Source organism: uncultured Mucilaginibacter sp., assembly GCF_903893715.1.
Lineage (GTDB): Bacteria > Bacteroidota > Bacteroidia > Sphingobacteriales > Sphingobacteriaceae > Mucilaginibacter.
The window spans coordinates 1-18899 of the sequence record NZ_CAITNG010000081.1; the positions used below are offsets into that span (position 1 = coordinate 1).

Annotated in this window: 14 protein-coding genes, 1 tRNA gene and 1 pseudogene; 12 read left to right on the forward strand and 4 right to left on the reverse strand. The window is 44.4% G+C overall.

Annotated elements, in window-relative coordinates; translation table 11 throughout:
• The 7 genes and pseudogenes from QZX97_RS09425 to QZX97_RS09455 all read left to right on the forward strand — a co-directional run.
• Positions 1-196 (forward strand): annotated as a pseudogene (locus QZX97_RS09425) (hypothetical protein); the annotation flags it as partial.
• A 132-nt stretch (positions 197-328) separates the two neighbouring features.
• On the forward strand, positions 329-1627 hold the full coding sequence (locus tag QZX97_RS09430; RefSeq protein WP_295664598.1) for a TolC family protein: 1299 nt from the start codon (positions 329-331) through the stop codon (positions 1625-1627).
• Between the two features lie 17 nt (positions 1628-1644).
• Entirely contained in the window at positions 1645-2586 is a 942-nt protein-coding gene (locus tag QZX97_RS09435) for an HlyD family efflux transporter periplasmic adaptor subunit (protein ID WP_295653731.1), read from the forward strand.
• Position 2587: 1 nt separating this feature from the next.
• Positions 2588-3508 (forward strand): ABC transporter ATP-binding protein, encoded by a 921-nt coding sequence (locus QZX97_RS09440; protein WP_295653733.1) that lies wholly within the window; start codon positions 2588-2590, stop codon positions 3506-3508.
• Positions 3509-3510: 2 nt separating this feature from the next.
• Complete coding sequence (locus tag QZX97_RS09445) at positions 3511-4257, forward strand: ABC transporter ATP-binding protein (protein WP_295664599.1); 747 nt, start codon at positions 3511-3513, stop codon at positions 4255-4257.
• A gap of 15 nt (positions 4258-4272) precedes the next feature.
• Positions 4273-5379, forward strand: coding sequence for an ABC transporter permease (locus tag QZX97_RS09450; protein WP_295653739.1), 1107 nt, complete (start codon positions 4273-4275; stop codon positions 5377-5379).
• Entirely contained in the window at positions 5376-6497 is a 1122-nt protein-coding gene (locus QZX97_RS09455) for an ABC transporter permease (RefSeq protein WP_295653741.1), read from the forward strand. Before QZX97_RS09450 ends, QZX97_RS09455 begins: the two co-directional genes overlap by 4 nt.
• A gap of 90 nt (positions 6498-6587) precedes the next feature.
• Here the strand turns inward: QZX97_RS09455 and QZX97_RS09460 are convergent.
• Together QZX97_RS09460 and QZX97_RS09465 are read right to left on the reverse strand one after the other, a co-directional pair.
• Positions 6588-6677: transfer RNA gene (locus QZX97_RS09460), tRNA-Ser, on the reverse strand.
• A gap of 80 nt (positions 6678-6757) precedes the next feature.
• Complete coding sequence (locus tag QZX97_RS09465) at positions 6758-8833, reverse strand: HDIG domain-containing metalloprotein (RefSeq protein WP_295653743.1); 2076 nt, start codon at positions 8831-8833, stop codon at positions 6758-6760.
• Between the two features lie 143 nt (positions 8834-8976).
• Here QZX97_RS09465 and QZX97_RS09470 point away from each other — a divergent pair, with 143 nt between their 5' ends.
• On the forward strand, positions 8977-10128 hold the full coding sequence (locus QZX97_RS09470) for a hypothetical protein (RefSeq protein ID WP_295653745.1): 1152 nt from the start codon (positions 8977-8979) through the stop codon (positions 10126-10128).
• A 1-nt stretch (position 10129) separates the two neighbouring features.
• Here the strand turns inward: QZX97_RS09470 and QZX97_RS09475 are convergent, their stop codons facing one another.
• Positions 10130-11332: a proline dehydrogenase family protein gene (locus tag QZX97_RS09475; RefSeq protein ID WP_295653747.1), complete on the reverse strand. Its 1203-nt coding sequence runs from the start codon at positions 11330-11332 to the stop codon at positions 10130-10132.
• Between the two features lie 69 nt (positions 11333-11401).
• Here QZX97_RS09475 and QZX97_RS09480 point away from each other — a divergent pair, with 69 nt between their 5' ends.
• From QZX97_RS09480 to QZX97_RS09490, 3 genes are read left to right on the forward strand one after another with little or no spacing between them, the layout of a single operon-like run.
• Positions 11402-11608, forward strand: a complete 207-nt coding sequence (locus QZX97_RS09480) for an RNA-binding S4 domain-containing protein (protein WP_295653748.1) — start codon at positions 11402-11404, stop codon at positions 11606-11608.
• Between the two features lie 3 nt (positions 11609-11611).
• Positions 11612-12685 (forward strand): 3-dehydroquinate synthase, encoded by a 1074-nt coding sequence (gene aroB / locus QZX97_RS09485; RefSeq protein WP_295653750.1) that lies wholly within the window; start codon positions 11612-11614, stop codon positions 12683-12685.
• 30 nt (positions 12686-12715) lie between these two features.
• The gene (locus QZX97_RS09490) at positions 12716-12967 is read left to right on the forward strand and encodes a hypothetical protein (RefSeq protein ID WP_295653753.1); all 252 of its coding nucleotides are present in this window, start codon (positions 12716-12718) and stop codon (positions 12965-12967) included.
• Between the two features lie 53 nt (positions 12968-13020).
• Here the strand turns inward: QZX97_RS09490 and QZX97_RS09495 are convergent, their stop codons facing one another.
• Positions 13021-15027, reverse strand: coding sequence for a M1 family metallopeptidase (locus QZX97_RS09495; RefSeq protein ID WP_295653754.1), 2007 nt, complete (start codon positions 15025-15027; stop codon positions 13021-13023).
• A 651-nt stretch (positions 15028-15678) separates the two neighbouring features.
• On the opposite strand from QZX97_RS09495, the gene QZX97_RS09500 reads away from it, so the two are divergent.
• The gene (locus QZX97_RS09500) at positions 15679-18894 is read left to right on the forward strand and encodes a chemotaxis protein CheB (protein WP_295653755.1); all 3216 of its coding nucleotides are present in this window, start codon (positions 15679-15681) and stop codon (positions 18892-18894) included.
• The last annotated feature ends 5 nt before the right edge of the window (positions 18895-18899 follow it).

The following is an 18899-nucleotide window of genomic DNA, read 5'->3' on the forward strand; positions in this document are numbered from 1 at the left end:
CATGAAAGGTTTGGAAGATATGACTTTTTCGGATTGTCATAAGCAAGCCTCCGTAGTTGACATTGATGGAGTCAATATTCCTTTCCTTCATATTAACCAGTTAATACAGAACAAGAAAAGTGTGAACAGGCCTAAAGACCAGATAGACGTGGTGGAGTTGGAGAAGATACGAAAGATAAGGGAAACAGGCAATTAGTAGTCATGGCATTTGCTTTATTAGGCGCAAATATTAAATGCACCGGCAACCGTAGAAAGAGTCTAAATTAAGTGACACTCATCATTGTCTGCGCTTTAGTTTATCAGCAATTTCGACAACAAAATCTGCTGTATGTTAAAGTGCCCTGTCCGGTTAATTTTGTTATTGGCCATCCTCATTATGACCGATATCCCGGTCTGTGGCCAAACCATAAGCCACTTCTCGATTGAACAGGTTTATCAATTGGCTCAAAAAAACTATCCGCTAATCAAACAGCGCGATTTGATAGCCAAAGCAAGTGATTATTCAGTTTCGAACGCGGCCAAAGGCTACTTGCCGACATTGGTGATAAATGGCCAGGCAACTTATCAGTCGACGGTAACCAGTTTTCCGTTTACCGTGCCTGTTCCGGGCTTTACCTTGCCAACTTATAGCAAAGACCAGTACCGGGTTTATGGTGAGATAGATCAGGTAGTTTTTGATGGCGGGGCCATTAAAAACCAAAAACAGACCGCCAGAGTAAACGGCATTATACAGGAACAAAACCTCGAGGTAACGTTGTATGCCCTGTATGACAGGGTAAACCAACTTTTTTTCGGCACCTTGCTCATCAATGAGCAGCTAAAGCAAAACGACTTGTTGAAACAGGATATCCTGAATGGCATAAGCAAAGCAAAAGCATTGGTTGCGAATGGCACAGCCTATCGCAGCAGTGTTGATGAACTGGAAGCGCAGCTTTTACAAGCGCAACAGGCAATGGTTGAATTGAAGGCAGGCAAAAAAGCTTACCTATCTATGCTCAGCTTGTTTATCAATTCGCCGCTCGATGAAAGCTGTATATTGGACAAGCCTGCACCACCCGCGTACACCGACGACCGCGTAACCCGGCCCGAGTTGCTGGCCTACGACCTTCAAAAGCGAAATTATGATTTGCAACGGCAAATGCTTAACATACAATTGCTACCCAAATTCGGTTTCTTCGCACAAGGCGGTTATGGCAGGCCGGGTTTAAATTCACTCAACAATAACTTTGCCTGGTACTACATGGGCGGCTTAAAACTGAGCTGGAATTTTGGCAGCCTGTACACCCTCAAAAACCAAAGGCAAATACTCGGCATTGACAAAACATCGTTGGATGTACAAAAGGAGACCTTTTTGTTCAATACCACCCTCACCCAAAAGCAACAACAAGCCGATATTGAGAAATACAACGACCTGTTTAAGCAGGACAATGCCATTATAGCTTTGCGCGAATCGGTAAAAAAAGCGGCGAGCGCACAACTGGAAAATGGCGTGCTCAGCGCGCACGATTATATCAACCAGGTAAACGCCGAAGACCAGGCCAGGCAAAACCTTATACTGCACCAAATAGAGTTGCTGCAATCGCAATATAATTACCAAAACACCATAGGTAACATCAAAAACCAATAACCTTTAGAGCTGCCAAAATGAAAATCAGGATATTATTATATGTAAGTGTGTTGCCCCTTTTGCTGATGGGCTGTAACATGAATAGCCAGGTATCAGATGCTTCGGGGACGTTTGAAGCGGATGAGGTAATCGTGTCTGCCGAAGTGCCGGGCAAGTTGCTGTCGTTTAACATTGACGAGGGCTCGGTTTTGAAAAAGGACAGCGTGATAGGCATTATCGACCCTTTGCCGTTGCAATTACAAAAAGAACAGGTTGAAGCTACCATTGGCGCGCTGCACGAAAAAACTACCGATGTACGACCACAGGTGAAAATGCTGGAAGACCAGATAGCGGTATCACAAACACAACTCGACCAGGCTATTTATGAAAAAGCACGCACTATAAGGTTGATCAACGCGGATGCCGCCACTACCAAACAATTGGATGACCTGAATACCCAGATCAAAGTATTGCAAAGGCAAATAGATGTAACCCGTGAACAGATAAAAGTACAGGAAACAAGTACCGGAACCCAAAACAGCTCGGTTTTAAGTGAGTATAAGCCGCTGCAAAAATCGGTAGCCCAAATAAACGACCAGCTTAGGCGTACCAATATAGCTAATCCCATAAACGGGACTGTGTTGACCAAATATGCCATGGCCGGCGAGGTTACCGCTGCCGGGAAGGCCTTATATAAAATAGCCGACCTGTCGGTGATAACACTTCGGGCGTATATTACCGGCACACAGCTGTCGCAGGTTAAACTCAATCAACAGGTGAAGGTATTGGTGGATAACAATACGTCGGGCTATAAAAACTATACCGGAACGATTATCTGGATATCGGATAAGGCTGAATTTACGCCCAAAACCATCCAAACAAAAGACGAACGGGCTAATCTGGTTTACGCAATTAAGATACATGTTAAAAACGACGGCTATTTGAAGATAGGGATGTACGGCGAGGTTAATTTTAACTGATATGAAAGCTGTTGTTGTCGAAAATGTAATCAAAACCTACAAAACCAAAAAGGATGTGGTTGAAGCCCTCAAGGGCGTTTCATTTTCGGTTGACAAGGGTGAGATATTCGGCATCATCGGGCCCGACGGGGCAGGCAAAACATCCTTGTTCCGTATTTTAACGACGGTGTTGTTGGCTGATAGTGGTTCGGCTTCTGTAGACGGTTTTGATGTGGTTAAAGACTATAAGCAAATACGCCATCGGATTGGCTATATGCCCGGCAAGTTCTCATTGTACCAGGATCTGTCGGTGCAGGAGAACCTCGAGTTTTTTGCTACGATTTTTGATACTACTATCGCCGAAAACTACGACCTGGTAAAAGAAATATACCAGCAGATAGAACCCTTTAAAGACCGCAAGGCCGGGCAACTATCGGGCGGGATGAAACAGAAACTTGCCTTATGTTGCGCATTGATACACAAACCATCGGTATTGTTTTTGGATGAACCGACAACGGGGGTGGATGCCGTATCGCGAAAAGAATTTTGGGAAATGCTGCACAAGCTAAAACTACAAGGCATTACCATTTTAGTTTCCACCGCGTATATGGATGAAGCCGGCCTTTGCGACCGTGTAGCATTGATACAAAAAGGGCAGTTATTATCTGTAGATACTACTAAAGGAGTTATCAGCCAATTTAAAAAACCTTTATGGGCCGTAAAAGCCAGCGAAATGTTCAGGTTGATGAACGCGATAAAAGACGACCCATTAGTTGAAAGCTGTTATCCTTTTGGTCAATATCACCATGTGGTTTTTAAAACCGGGAGCGATAACAAAACTCATTTGGAGCAGTTGGCCAAACAGGGAAACTTTAAGGATTTTGAGGTACAGGCCATAGAGCCGGATATTGAGGATTGTTTTATGGCATTAATGAAGGAATAGCGATGGAAAAGGAAAAAGTAATAACAGCCCATCAGCTCACTAAAAAGTTCGGGGCCTTTACCGCGGTAGATAATATCACCTTCGATGTGGAAAAGGGCGAGATATTTGGTTTTCTGGGTGCCAACGGCGCTGGTAAAACCACCGCCATGCGCATGTTGTGCGGCTTGTTGTTGCCAACATCCGGCCAAGCCACGGTTGCAGGGTTTGACGTGTATAAGCAAAACGAGCAGATAAAACAGAACATAGGCTATATGAGTCAGAAGTTTTCGCTCTATGAAGACCTGACTGTGAGCGAAAACATCCGTTTTTACGGCGGCATCTATGGCTTACGCGACGAGCAGATTAAGATAAAAACGGCACAACTGTTAAAGCAGCTCCATCTGGAAGACCAGGAAAAAACCTTGGTTCGCGACTTGCCGCTTGGCTGGAAACAAAAACTCGCCTTTTCGATAGCCATAGTGCACGACCCCGCTATTGTTTTTTTGGACGAACCTACCGGTGGTGTTGACCCCATAACCCGCAGGGAGTTTTGGAGCCTGATATATGAGGCATCGGCAAGGGGTATTACCATTTTTGTTACCACGCACTATATGGACGAAGCGGAGTATTGCAACCGGGTTTCCATCATGGTAGATGGCAGGATAGATGCGCTCGACGCGCCGGCCAACCTGATGAAAACATATTCGGCAACATCAATGGATGAGGTTTTTTTACAATTGGCCCGAAAAGCCGTACGAACAGGCGATTAAACTAAATAATTAAAGGTGAAACAGTTTTTGATATTCGTAAAAAAGGAATGGCTGCACATCTGGCGCGACAGGCGAACCCTGTTTATCCTGATATGGATGCCTGTTATACAAATTGTTTTGTACGGTTTTGCGCTTACTAACGAAGTAAAGAACTCCAATATCGCCATTCTCGACCAATCGAAAGATGAGGCTACCACCGTTATCTCCAACGAGATCGCGTCGAGCAGGTATTTTCATCTGGTTAAAAACCTTAATTCGTATCAGGATATAGGAGCTACTTTTCGGACAGGCAAGATCCGGATGGCCGTAGTTTTTCCGGCAAATTTTCGTGACGACCTGCTTCATGGCAACAGCGCCCAGATCCAGTTGATTGCCGATGCATCCGACCCTAATACGGCCAATATGCTTACCAATTACGCCAATGCCATTATCAATGATTACCCGCAATCCATTAACCAAAATCAGGACCTGCCTTATACCATCAAAACCCAGGTGCGCATGCTGTACAATCCCGAACTAAAAGGCGCGTACAACTTTGTGCCGGGTGTAATGGCCTTGGTATTGATGCTGGTTTGCACGATGATGACCTCGATTGCTATTGTGAAGGAAAAAGAAATGGGCACCATGGAAGTACTGCTGGTTTCGCCACTAAAACCGTTTCACATCATTATTGCCAAAACAGTACCTTATTTACTGGTTTCTGTCCTCAATATTACCAGCATATTGTTGTTGAGCGTATACGCACTGGATGTACCCATAGTGGGCAGTGTGTGGCTGTTGATGAGCGAAAGCATGTTGTTTACCATCACATCGCTATCGGTAGGTATATTGATCTCGAATTTTGCGCAAACTCAACAAACCGCCATGTTTACCTCCATGATGAGTTTGTTCCTACCCACTTTGCTGTTTAGTGGCTTTATGTTCCCTATCGAAAATATGCCCATACCCATGCAGATCATCTCGAATATAGTGCCCTCAAAATGGTTTTTTATCATCGTAAAGAATGTGATGATCAAAGGGCTTGGTTTTTCTTCGGTATGGAAAGAAACAGTCATATTGATCGGTATGACCACAACTTTATTGGGCATCAGTATTCACAAATTTAAGATCAGGCTGACATGAGGATGCTGAAATTTTTATTGCAGAAAGAACTCAGGCAGATCATCCGCGACCCGGCGATCATCAGGATATTATTCATTATGCCGATGGTACAGTTGCTCATATTGCCCCTTGCTGCCGACTATGAGATCAAAAACATCAATCTTGGTGTAGTTGACCATGACCATACCGAATATTCGCGCAAATTGGTTAATAAGGTTATAGCATCCGGTTATTTTAGACTAAAAGACGATAGCCCAACTTTTAACCAGGGTTTAAAAGCCATTGAGTTGGATAAAACAGACCTGATACTGGAAATACCAGCACAATTTGAACGCAGCCTGATTAAGGAAAACCAAGCTTCGTTATTTATTGCCGTCGATGCCATAAACGGTGTTAAAGCTGGCTTGGGAGGTGCCTATCTACAAAGCATCATCCAGGATTATAATCAGGATGTGCGCGTGCAGTGGATACAATATCCGCGCTATAACCCGCAACCCACCATACAGGTTACCTATTCCGATTGGTATAACCCCAACATGAACTACCGGGTGTTTATGGTACCGGGTATATTGGTAATGCTGGTAACTATGATTGGTTCATCTTTCGCATCCAACAACATAGTGCGCGAAAAAGAAATGGGAACCATCGAACAGATAAATGTTAGTCCCATTAAAAAATACCAGTTTATTTTAGGGAAGCTCATTCCATTTTGGATGCTTGCCCTTACCGTATTGACGATGGGTCTCGCTATAGCGCGATTAGTTTATGGTATAGTGCCGCTTGGTAGCTATTTTACCATATATGTTTTTGCCGGCATCTATTTGGTAGCCATATTAGGCTTAGGTTTACTACTCTCTACCTATGCGCAAACACAGCAGCAATCTATGCTGGTGTCGTTCTTTGTTACCATGATATTTAACCTGCTCAGCGGTTTATACACCCCTATCGAAAGTATGCCCGGCTGGGCGCAGATGATTACCAAATTTAACCCGGTATCTTACTTTATCGAGGTTATGCGCATGGTGATGCTAAAAGGGAGTGGGCTTGGCGATATCAAATTCCAAATGCTGGCCATGCTGGGTTTTGCCGTGTTTTTTAATGGTTGGGCAATCTTAAATTACCGCAAACGGTCGGGATAGGTTGTTTGTTAATTTTATTGAGAAGTTACATCGGTTTTGCTATCCTCTTACCAAACAAAAAATGCCCGGATATGCCGGGCATTTTTTGTTTGGCGGTGAGGGAGGGATTCGAACCCTCGGTACAGTTTCCCGTACGTCAGTTTAGCAAACTGATCCTTTCGGCCTCTCAGGCACCTCACCAGTACAGTCGCGCAAAGCGCATGTCCCCTGTTTTTTGGGATTGCAAATATAGCAAATCGCTTATCCCGTCAAAAAAATATTTAGTTATTCTGATAATCGATCCGCACGTGGTAAATACTCATCAGCATCCGTTTAAATATCATCTTGATCGTTTCGAGGTCTTTCAGCGTTATGTTGCTGTCTTTCAACTGTTCCTGGTCGAGCTTATATTCGATAATGCGGTCTACCAGCGAGTCGATGGTTTGGGCATTTGGTTCGTGCAGGGAGCGCGAAGCTGCTTCAACTGAGTCAGCCAGCATCAATACGCCTGTCTCTTTCGAAAATGGGATAGGGCCGGGATAACGGAAAGTATTCTCGTCGACTATCTTCTCAGGGAAGTTTTTAAGGTACGATTGGTAAAAATAATCCACACGCGTATTGCCATGATGGGTGCGTATAAAGTCGATTACAATTTCGGGTAGGTTCTCTTTACGCGCCATTTCGATGCCCTTGCTTACATGGCGGATGATGATTTGGGCGCTTTCCTTGTAAGTCAGCTTATCGTGCGGGTTAAAGCCGCTGTTTTGGTTTTCGATGAAATAGAGCGGGTTCTCAATCTTACCAATATCGTGATATAATGCACCCGCCCTAACCAGCAGGGCATTGCCGCCAATGGCATATATAGCGCTCTCGGCGAGGTTAGCAACCTGTAGCGAATGCTGGAACGTACCCGGGGCACTAAAGGCCAGCTTGCGTAGCAAAGTGGCATTGGTATTGGTGAGCTCGATGAGGGTAATATCAGACGTAAGGCCAAATACCTTTTCGAATATGTAGATAAGCGGATAGGCCAGCAGTGTTGAGCCTACGCTAAACAGGAATGGCAAAAAGCCTTCCCAATCAATAGTGGTAAAGCTGCCTTCGCGGATGAGGGATATCCCCACAAAAGCCACAAAATAGTTAGCCAGAATGATAGCTGCCGATATAAGGAACTGCTCGCGCCGTACCAGATTTTTGATGCTGTAGATGGATACCATACCCGCCGTAATCTCAAAAAAGCCAAACTCAAAACTGTTCGGCACAAAAAAGCCTGCAATAAGCACTACCAGCAAGTGTATATTGAGCGCGAGCCTGGTATCGAAAAGGATACGGATGATAATAGGTACTATACAATACGGGATGTAATAAAAATTAGGCAACTGCAGCCTGATGGCCAACGATAAGGTTGCCAACATCGCTGTAATAACCAGCAAAATAAGGCTCACCAAACGGTTGTCGTAATATATATCCTTACGAAAAAGGTACAGGAACACCATCAGCAAACTGATAACAATAGCAACCAATAAAAACTGGCCCATCAAAACCAGTCGCGGGTCGCCGTTAACGCGTACGTTATCGTCAAAGGCTGCTTTAAACGATTCCAGCTTTTGGTATATATCCTGATTGATAACCGAACCTTTGGACACGATTAGGTCGCCTTTTTGCACCATGCCCCGGGTTGAGGATAAGCCTTCGATAGCTTCATTCTCTAACCTGCTGGTCAGTTTATCATCAAAAGTGAGGTTGTACTGCAATCGGTCCTGTATGATACCGATGAGAAAGGCTTTGTCGATGTTTTTATAGGACGATAATGTCTGGTCGATATAACTGAGGGCAGTTTCCGAAGTATATAGCTGCGCTGTGTTGGTTTCGGTGGCTATGTTATTGTGCAGTATGGTAATCCGGTAATTTTCAGACCCTGTTTGGTATTTTTTGTTGAGGGTAAGCAGCCCCTTATCATACACCTCTTTTAAAAGGTTATAGCCAATGGTATAATATTTCTCCTTTAAATCGGGGGCAATGCCACTTGTTTTCCATTTTACCTCGAATCCGTTTTTATAACTTTCGAGGCTTTGCTGTTCGATACCTACGTCCAGTTGGTATATCGGAGTAATACTGCGGATAGCAGCATCACGGTCATCCTTTTTTTCCTGGTCGGTTTTTTGGATGGCGAAGATATATGGTGAAAGGAGATCTTTCTGGTTCCATACTTTGCCTTTTTCGTACTCGTACCTAAACTTGGCCTGTTTAGGCAGTACCAATACAATAAAGCAAATGCTCACCAGCATCATCAGCAGTTTGATGTTGCCTGAATATTTACGTAACAGCGCTTTTTGGCGCGAAGAGCTGAGTGTTGCCATCCGTTTGTAAAACCTGTCAAAATTATAATAAGTTTCGGTTAAATTGACAGTACCCGCGCAGAAAGCTCCATATAGAAATCTAACTAAAACAATAGTTGCAAAAATCATTTTAAACTATTATTTTAGTTGAAAACTTCTTGTCTATGAAAAACACTTTGACCGGCCTCTTTTTAATGGTACTAATGATTAGTTCGTTCTCGTTAAAAGCTCAACAATATAACGTAAACGATGCTGCACTGATCGACATGTACCAAAACCAACGCTTTATGGATGCGGTTGATTACCTAAAAAAGAACTGCCCTGAACCAATAACCAATATCAAGATACTAAGCCGGTTTGCGTATGCCTACCAAATGGCCGGGAAAGCGTTGCAAGCCGAAACTTATTATAAGCGGATGTACGACCAGGACTCGACCAGCGTGCCTGTTTTGCTCAGCCTTGCGGGAATCAATGCAGGCCGCGAAAATAAATCCCAAGCGATTTACTTTTACGAGAAAGCAAGTAATATCGACAAAAATAACTTTCAGGTGTACAAGCAATTGGGGCATTTATATTTGGAAAAGGCAGATACACTGAATGCTCTAAAAAACCTCTCGAAGGCTAATTATATTGACGCTGAAGAACCCGATGTTGCAACCGACCTGAGCGCAGTGCTTATTGCATCCAAAAAATTGAAACAGGCTGAAGGTATTTTGACACGCGCACTTGCCGCCGATTCGACCAATTTGCTTTTGCTTAGGCAGGTAGTTAACTTACAATACAATGCAAATCGGTTTAAAGAAACGATTGTTACCTGCAACAAAATTATCGAACAAGGCGACCAATCAGTAGGTGTCATCAGCAAATTGGGCAATTCGTACTACAAGCTTAAGAACCATGAATGCTGTATCGAATCATTCGCTATGCTGCCTGATATTTACCAAACTGAGGGTACTTACTACCTGGTTGCCATGAGTTATAAAGCACTGAAAAAATACAAACCAGCATTAGATAATTTCGACAATGCTTTAAAACAGGCGATATCCCCTTACACAGATAGCTATTATGATGAAATTGCAGATATTGACGATACGCTAAACCAATTTAAAACAGAAGCCGCCAACTATCAAAAAAGCTTGTTTTTTAAAGAAAGCGGTACAATATATTATTCGTTGGCCAGCTTGTACGACAAGCAACTCCACGACAAAAAAAGTGCCTTAAAATACTACAAGAAATACCTCGACTCCAAACCACCCGAAAAAGAACACGAGTACGTTGCTTACGTGCAAAGCAGGATAGTAGAGTTAAAGAAATGAATTATATCCCTCGCCTTTTTTTCTCCTTTGCTATCAAGCCAAGCTCCCGGCTCATTTGGCCGGATATGGCCGTATTCTCTTCGGCACGCCTGAAAAGATAAGGCAGCACCGCCTCGACAGGGCCATAGGGCACATATTTGGCCACGTTGTAATTGGCATCGGCAAGGTTAAAGCTCAGGTTATCGCTCATACCTAACAATTGCGAAAAATACACGCTCGGGTGGTTATGGTCAACTTTATGCGTGTTTAGCAGGTCGACTAAAAACCGGCAGCTATCTTCGTTATGGGTTCCAGCAACAAACGCCACATGCTTTATATTGGCTATACAAAACTCCATCGCGCTATTATAATCATAGTCGGTGGCTTGTTTTGTAGTTTGTATGGGCGACGGATAACCATTGTCGGCAGCACGCTTGCGTTCTTTTTCCATATACGCGCCGCGAACCAGTTTAGCGCCAAAATAAAACCCCTCGTCTATTGCTGTAGTGGCATGCTTTCTTAACGATTCCAGCTTATCATGCCTGTACAATTGGTAAGTGTTATAAACTATGGGGCGGGTTTTGTTATACTCCCGCATCATATTGAGCGCTAAGGCATCGATGGTGTCCTGTATCCAACTTTCCTCAGCATCTATCATTACGGGTATATCCAAGTCGAAAGCGGTTTCACAAATATCATTGAACCTGCCTTTGGCTCTGGAAAATTCGTTTTGTTCGGCTTCGGTCAATGTTTGCCCAGCATCCAATTTTTCGAGCAAACCAAAGCGTACAACACCGGTTGGCTTAAATACGGTAAGCGGAATAGCCGGGTCGCCAACCGCGCGGTAGATAATGCGGATAATTTCGTCGCGGGTTTCATCAAAAACCTGTTCGTCGTCTTCGCCTTCAACCGAGTAATCTAATATGGTACCCACTTTGCCTTGGTGCAGGTTGTTGATTGCCTGCGTGCAGCCATTAATCGTTTCGCCGCCGCAAAAATGCTTGAAAATGGTGGCGCGGATAATACCTTTGATGGGCAAGCGTATCTTTAAAGCGAAGTTGGTGATAGGCGGGCCCACCCGCACAAAGAAATTGATGTTTATCAGCTTGAAAAGCCAATATGCACGCCGCAAAGCAGCATTTGAAGTATGGCGGAAGGCTATTTCGGTGTTTTCAAAAGAAAGGCCACCCTCAGGCGAAGGGGTATCGGTTTCATGGATCAGCATACGGCAAATTTATAAAATGTAACATATATTAAAGCTTTATCCGTTGAATAGTTTATTTTTGCGCTTCTGATGATTGAGTTTAAACTTACCGAAGAATTTATCCCGATGATTCAATTATTGAAGGCCACCAACCTGGTACAAACAGGTGGCGAAGCCCAAATAGTTGTAACAGAGGGCGAAGTAAAATACAACGGCACCGTTGACTACCGCAAACGCCTCAAAGTGAGAGCGGGCGATATAGTGGAGTTTCGGGGCAACAAAATTTTGATCAAGTAACAAATGAATACCTTACAAAGCATAGACTATCCCATCTATTTCAACAATATATCTGCCGAGCTGAACAGGTTTATAAAGCAGGGCAACTACTCGCGCTTTTTTGTGTTAACCGACGAGCATACTGCCAAATACTGCCTGCCTTTATTGATTGAAAACCTGGATGATAACGACAATTACGACCTGATTGAAATAAACGCAGGCGAAGAAAGCAAGAGTATCGACTTTTGCGTAGGAATTTGGAAGATGCTCATCGATTTCGGTGCCGACCGTAATAGCCTGCTGATTAATCTTGGTGGCGGTGTAATTACCGACTTGGGTGGCTTTGCAGCATCAACCTATAAACGCGGTATCGATTTTGTACATGTGCCTACTACACTTTTGGCGCAAGTTGATGCCTCGGTAGGTGGTAAAAACGGTATCGATATTTTCAATCTAAAAAACATTATTGGCACTTTTACGCAACCCAAAGCTGTATTTATTGAGCATCGCTTTTTATCAACCTTGCCCGCAAGGCAGGTAAAATCAGGTTTGGCCGAAATGTTGAAACACGGCCTCATAGCCGATGCCGCTTACTGGCAAAAACTAAAACAAAGCGACCTTGAAAACCTGAACCCCGAGCTGATATACGATTCGATAGCCATTAAAAACGACGTGGTGATAGCCGATCCCAAAGAACGCGGCCTTCGCAAGATCCTTAATTTTGGACATACTATTGGCCATGCTATCGAAAGCTATTCGCTGAACAATGATGAGAACCCCTTAACACATGGCGAGGCCGTTGTAGCCGGCATGATATGCGAGACTTATCTTTCGCACCAAAAATGCGGGCTTTCCCTTACCGCGATGCAGGAAATTATCGATACACTGCTTGGCTTATATGGCAAATATCCATTGGACGAATCAACTTTCGGCCAGCTGAACGATACCATGCGCAAAGATAAAAAGAACCAGGGCGGTAAAATCAATTGCTCGTTGTTGTCCAATATTGGTCAATGCGAGATAGACAATGTGTGCACCGACGAAGAGCTTTGCGACAGCTTAAAATACTACGCTTCTTTAGAGTTCGAAAAAGCCTGATTGACAAGGGGATTTACCCAAAAAAGTAGCATGAAGAAAGCCTACGAGCAACAAGTTAAAAAGATACTGTTAGCTGCCTTTGTTATCCTCAATGTCTCTTATTTGCTGGTCAACAAGCTGCTATTCGGTATCATGATCAAACCTGATCAAGCACCTTCATGGTTGATGTGGGCCTCCTTTTATACCGTTATGGCTCTTTTGGGATGGTTTACCTACATATGGTTCATCCGGGCGGAAAAAAATACAAAACCCGCTCAACAGGAAAGCCAAAGCCAGGCATAAAAAAAGGGCGGATGTTTTAAACACCCGCCCTTTTCATTTCCATATATGGCGCCTTATTTGGCAACTGGCTTATATACGTTGTTTTTCAGGTCCACATCCGGCAGGTGGCCATACGGGTCGAGCGTAACGCTTTCGATGGCTGAGGTTGATGGATATTTGAACGTCCATACAGCTCCACGCTGAAATATGTTAACCGGCAGTTTTAACACCTCGGTTTTACCGCCTACCTGAACTATCTTTATCTCTACCGGCATCACCAGCTTCTCTTTGTTTACAATGGTGATGTAGGCGCCTTTTGACGGATCGCTATCGCTCACATATTTTACGCCGCCAATAGCTTGGTCAAGCTTCCAGGTGGTAAAAAACCAGCCTTTCCAAAACCAGTTCAGGTCCTCGCCCGACGCGCTGTTCATGGCACGGAAAAAGTCGTATGGCGTAGGGTGTTTCATGGCCCAATACTTCACATAATAGTTAAAGGCATAATCAAATCGGTCGTGCCCTAAAACCAGGTTACGCAGCATGTCCAAACCTAACGATGTTTTGTTATAGTAAGCACCATAATCGCGCAGGTTCATCGCTTCAGGAGGGGTCATCAGCGGGTCGAGGTTGCGTGAAAACTGACGCAAGATGTTCCGAGCCGATGTACTCACGGTATCAAAATACTCACCTTTGTTAAACTTCTCCGTCGAATACTCGTTGATGAAGGTGTTAAAACCTTCGTCTTGCCACATATACTTACGTTCGTTCGAGCCAACGATCATCGGGAACCAGTTGTGCCCTATTTCATGGGTGATATCTCCCCAAAGACCTCTCCCGCCAAGGTTATCCAAACAGAAAATAATACCGGGATACTCCATGCCCAAGGCCACTCCGGCCACACTAACAGCCGAGTTCCATGGGTACTCGATGTATTTGCCCGAATAGATTTCGATGCTGTATTTCAAATACTCGGTGGAGCGGCCCCAAGATGCGGATACGCTGCTACCCAAGCTTTCAACAGGGTAGGCCGACTGTGCTATACCTTTACGCCCCGAGGGGAAGTTGATCCTTGCGGCATCCCAGATAAAGGCTTTTGACGCTGCCCATGATACATCGCGGCTGTTCAACATTTTAAAGTGCCAGGTGCGGGTTTTGCCGATACCAAATTTGGTGGCTGCCTGCGCTACCTCTTCCGGCTTGATGATCATTACCGTTTTATCGCTTTTCCGTGCTTCGGCAATACGGCCTAACTGGGTTGGGGTGAGTACCTGGGCTGCATTTTGCAGGTCGCCCGATCCTACTACCGTCATATCGCTTGGCGCGGTAATGTAGTAGTCAAAATCGCCGTACTCGCAGTAAAACTCGCCTAAGCCCATATAAGGCAGCGTGTTCCAGCCTTCTATCTCATCGTACACGCACATGCGTGGGTACCATTGGGCAATCTCGTAAACTACGCCTTGTTTAAAGGTTTTGCGGCCCATACGGTCGGCACCGTAAAACGGTATCGAAAAATCGTAGTTCACTTTTACCTGTATTTTGCCGCCATTGGCTGCCATCGGTGTTTTTAGGCGCACCTGCATACGCGCGTCGCTAATTACCGGTGTAACATTATAGCTTTTGCCCATATAAGTAACCGTTACCGATTGGATATGATAACCGCCGCGGCTAAAGCCGCGCACGTCAAACCTGTCGCCGCTAACGGGTGTAGTGGCAGCTCCGCGCGAGTCGGGCTTGAACAAATTTTGGTCCAACTGAAACCAAAGGTGGTCCAATTGGTCGGGGCTGTTATTGGTATACGATACCGTTACCTGGCCGGTAACCGTAGTATCTGTTGGCAGTTCGTTCAGGCTGGCTTTTATCTGGTAATCGGCACGGTTTTGCCAGTATTTTGGACCCGGCTTACCGCTTGCACTGCGCAACTCGCTGCCCGGCGTTGGCCAGGTAATGGGGCCAAAAGCGTCCTGATGTTCATAGTGGATTGAATCGGGTTGGGCGCCTGTTTGCGCCATCAGGTTTGCATTGCCCAGCATCAAAGCCGGTGCAAGCAGCAAACCAAATAATCTTGATTTAAGGTGTCGCATTACTTTTATTTTGTTGAACTACAAATAAACCAAATATGTTGGACTTAACAACAATCCGCCAATTCAAAATTCAGTAACAATTTAGGTATCTAACATTTTTCAGCCCCCCAAGCAGGGGGGAAAAAGTAAGATATATTTCACAAATCTATCCATCATCCTCACTGACAAATTTTCCAATGACTTAATGACCCAATGATCAATGCCTTACACAGGGGGAAAAAGTAGGAAATATTTCACAAATCCATCCATCATCCTCTCTAACAAATTTTCCAATGACTTAATGGCCCAATGACTAATCCTTCACACCGGGGGGGATTTTGTAAGAAATATTTCACGTCTGTCTATCCTTATTCTTTGCTCCTTATTCTTTATGCAAAACTATACAAGGTACAAAAAATCGCCTGTATTTCCAAAAAAGCAACCAAATCCGCAACAAAAAAAAGGAGCATTCATCATATTTTTTTGTCCTGCCGCAGTCATTTAGTCCTCAATCGTTCTTCAAACAGCGATTTACCAAACAATCCAAAACCTCACAGTTAATATATTTTCTTTTTTTTTAAAAATTCATCATATTTTTTAACTAACTTTATAACATAAACGCCCACTGCCGGTCCCTTTTTCCGGATTACAACTGCTCTTTAAATCCCCGTTATGTTGCCCGTAGTACCACATCATATCATAGCCATTGGCGCTTCCGCGGGGGGAATGGAAGAGATTAACGCATTCTTCGATCATACACCTTTAGACGGCGTTTCGTATATCATCATCCAGCACCTGTCGTCCGATTTTAAAAGCCGGATGGTCGAATTGTTGGCCAAGCACAGCAAGCTCGATGTTATTGAAGCTACCGACGGTATGACTGTGGAATGTAACCTGGTCTACCTCATTCCGAACGATAAATACATGGTCATCCGCGAGGGTAAATTATTCCTCGCCGATAAAGAAAAAACCAAAGCACCGCACCTCACCATCAACCGTTTCTTTACTTCGCTGGCCGAATATTGCGGTAAAAAAGCCATAGCCATTGTTTTGTCAGGTCTTGGGTCAGATGGTACCGAAGGGATAAAAGCGATAAAAAAGGCGGGAGGCATGGTGATAGCCCGTAACCCCGAAACCTCCGATTTTGGAAGCATGCCGTCGCACGCTATTGCAACGGGCATGGTCGATTTTGTACTGGAGCCCGAATTAATGCCAAATGCTATTGAGGATTATGTAAAGTACGGAACCGAACTGGTAACCGATAGCAAAGCGGATGAAAAAAGCCTCAAAGCCATCCTTAACCTTATAAAAGATAAACTACCGCTCGATTTTTCTGAATATAAGCAAAGCACCATATTGCGCCGTACCTTAAGGCGGGCAGCACAGCATAACTTTTCGACCTTGGGCGACTACCTGGTTTTTTTAAAGAAAACGCCCGAGGAAATAGAGGCCCTGGCCAAAGACTTCCTCATCAGCGTAACCTCTTTTTTTAGGGACCCTGCCGCCTTTGAATATATCGAAACCAAGATATTTCCAAAGATTTTAGAAAAACTGGCCCCCGGAGAGGAATTAAAAATGTGGGTGGCAGGTTGCGCAACAGGCGAAGAAGTGTACTCCATCGGCATATTGATCTCAGAGCTGCTTGTCGGACCATTGAAAGATACCGTGGTGAAATTATTTGCTACCGATATTGACAGTGCGGCTTTGGCTTATGCAGGTAAGGGGGTTTACCCGTCGGCTATTGCCAAAAGTATTTCGCCGCAGCGTTTGGAAAAGTATTTTACAAGAGATGGCGAAAACTATCGCATCAGTCCGGCTATACGTAAAATGGTCATCTTCGCCCAGCACGATTTGATTAAAAATCCTCCGTACTGCAATATGCAGTTTATCAGCTGCCGCAACTTGCTCATTTACATGACACCCATATTGCAAAAAAAGGTGTTTGCCATGTTGCTTTTTGGCCTTAAAATGGATGGATACCTCTTTTTAGGCTCCAGCGAAAACCCCGCGCCCATTATACGCAACCTCGAAGTGGTCAACAAAAAATGGAAGATTTATCGCAATCTCGAAACCAAGCGGGCGATGAGTTTTGATGCTTTTTCATTCCCCGAACTGCCCGATAGCAAGCGTGCCAGGGCTGCCTTCGCGGGAGAATACCCTACTTATAACGCCGATTTAACATTGGCCGAGACCATGCAGGAAAGCCTTGCCATAGGCTTGGGGTATTTAGCCGTTTGTGTTGATGAAGACAACCACGTTGTAAAATCTTATGGGCATACCGCGCCATATTTATTGCCTAAACTCTTTAACTCAAGCCTTACCGATCTTTTGCCCAAACCCCTGGCTTTGGCGTTCAATACTTTGAGCCGCCAGGCCATTGCCGATAATAAAAAGACTACCGTAACAGGTATAAGAATTAAACACGCAGGCGGAGGGGTGATAAAAGTCGATCTGTCGGTGAGCCCGCTGCGTCAAAAAAACAGCCCGCAGCAATGGTTGCTGGTTACTTTTAGCGAAGACAAAAGCGATCAACCCGATGCTTTGGCAACCAATGTTTTTGATGAACAGGCCAACCTGGATAAATACACCTTAAACCTCGAAGATGAGGTAAAAGAGCTCAAAATAAAGCTGCATTCCCTGCGCGAGCAATTGGATGCCTCGAACGAGAACATGCAATCGTTTAACGAAGAGTTGCTCTCGGCCAACGAAGAGATGCAGAGTACTAACGAAGAAATGCAGTCGGTAAACGAAGAGCTGGATACCATTAATTCCGATTATCAGCAAAAAAACAAGGAATTGCTCGAAATCAACGACGACCTGAACAACTATTTCAGGAGCAACGTAAACGGGCAGTTGTTTATTGATAACGACTTGTTGTTGATGAAGTTTTCGCCGGGGGCGGTAAAACAGATCAACCTGTTGGAGAGCGACATTGGCCGCCCGCTTAGCAACATCTCCACCAATATCAAGTTCGAAACTATAATCGAAGATATTAAAACAGTGTTGGCAGAAGGGGGCATCATTACCAAAGAAATAGAAACTAACAATGGGCGTTGGTACCAAATCATGACGATGCCCTACGTGCAGCAAGCCGAAAATAAAAACAGCGGTGCTGTAATTACCTTTAACGACATTACCGAACTGAAAAAAGCCCAGCAAGAACTCAACGAGAAAAACAAAAGCTTGCTCCGGGTAAATGCCGACCTCGATAATTTTATCCATGCCGCCTCGCACGATTTGCTGGCGCCGCTGGGCAATATCGAAACGAGCATCAATATCATGAACAGGGTGGCCTTGAGCGGCGCCAAACTGAATGATTTCCTGAACATCATCAACACCTCTGTCAAAAAATTCCGTGCGTTGATTACCGACATCTCTACGATTGCAAAGGTTGAAGCTGATATGGCGATGATGGAGATGGTTAATATGGACGAAATCGTTAACAATATCGAGTGGAGCCTTGAAGATAAAATCATGTTGTCAGGCGCCGTTATCAGCCGTAACCTGGCCGTCAAACAGGTCAGGTTTTCAAAAAAGAACATGCGCAGTATTGTATATAATTTAGTCTCCAACGCTATTAAATTTAATCGGGGTAAAAGCCCTGTTATCCTGATAAATACCAAAAAGGAGGGCGATCAGGTTGTACTTGCTGTTCAAGACAATGGCGAGGGTATCCCCAAAGAGGATATCGATAAGATATTCAATATGTACGGGCGGTTGAACCATGCGGTGGAAGGTCATGGCATAGGTTTATACCTTACCCAAAAAATAGTGAACGCGGCAGGCGGCAATATCGTTGTACAAAGTGAACCCGGCGTTGGTACTACTTTTTTGATCTACTTAAAAGTGGAAACCGGACCCCAGGCTGCTATCCCTATTTTAAATTGACTTTG

What these genes read in the sequence shown, in the direction of transcription:
- QZX97_RS09465 (WP_295653743.1), bottom strand. Translation starts at nt 8,833, where the DNA reads ATGGCAACACTCAGCTCTTCGCGCCAAAAAGCGCTGTTACGTAAATAT.
- QZX97_RS09490 (WP_295653753.1), top strand. Translation starts at nt 12,716, where the DNA reads ATGAAGAAAGCCTACGAGCAACAAGTTAAAAAGATACTGTTAGCTGCC.
- QZX97_RS09440 (WP_295653733.1), top strand. Translation starts at nt 2,588, where the DNA reads ATGAAAGCTGTTGTTGTCGAAAATGTAATCAAAACCTACAAAACCAAA.
- aroB (WP_295653750.1), top strand. Translation starts at nt 11,612, where the DNA reads ATGAATACCTTACAAAGCATAGACTATCCCATCTATTTCAACAATATA.
- QZX97_RS09430 (WP_295664598.1), top strand. Translation starts at nt 329, where the DNA reads ATGTTAAAGTGCCCTGTCCGGTTAATTTTGTTATTGGCCATCCTCATT.
- QZX97_RS09445 (WP_295664599.1), top strand. Translation starts at nt 3,511, where the DNA reads ATGGAAAAGGAAAAAGTAATAACAGCCCATCAGCTCACTAAAAAGTTC.
- QZX97_RS09495 (WP_295653754.1), bottom strand. Translation starts at nt 15,027, where the DNA reads ATGCGACACCTTAAATCAAGATTATTTGGTTTGCTGCTTGCACCGGCT.
- QZX97_RS09480 (WP_295653748.1), top strand. Translation starts at nt 11,402, where the DNA reads ATGATTGAGTTTAAACTTACCGAAGAATTTATCCCGATGATTCAATTA.
- QZX97_RS09470 (WP_295653745.1), top strand. Translation starts at nt 8,977, where the DNA reads ATGAAAAACACTTTGACCGGCCTCTTTTTAATGGTACTAATGATTAGT.
- QZX97_RS09475 (WP_295653747.1), bottom strand. Translation starts at nt 11,332, where the DNA reads ATGCTGATCCATGAAACCGATACCCCTTCGCCTGAGGGTGGCCTTTCT.
- QZX97_RS09500 (WP_295653755.1), top strand. Translation starts at nt 15,679, where the DNA reads ATGTTGCCCGTAGTACCACATCATATCATAGCCATTGGCGCTTCCGCG.
- QZX97_RS09435 (WP_295653731.1), top strand. Translation starts at nt 1,645, where the DNA reads ATGAAAATCAGGATATTATTATATGTAAGTGTGTTGCCCCTTTTGCTG.
- QZX97_RS09455 (WP_295653741.1), top strand. Translation starts at nt 5,376, where the DNA reads ATGAGGATGCTGAAATTTTTATTGCAGAAAGAACTCAGGCAGATCATC.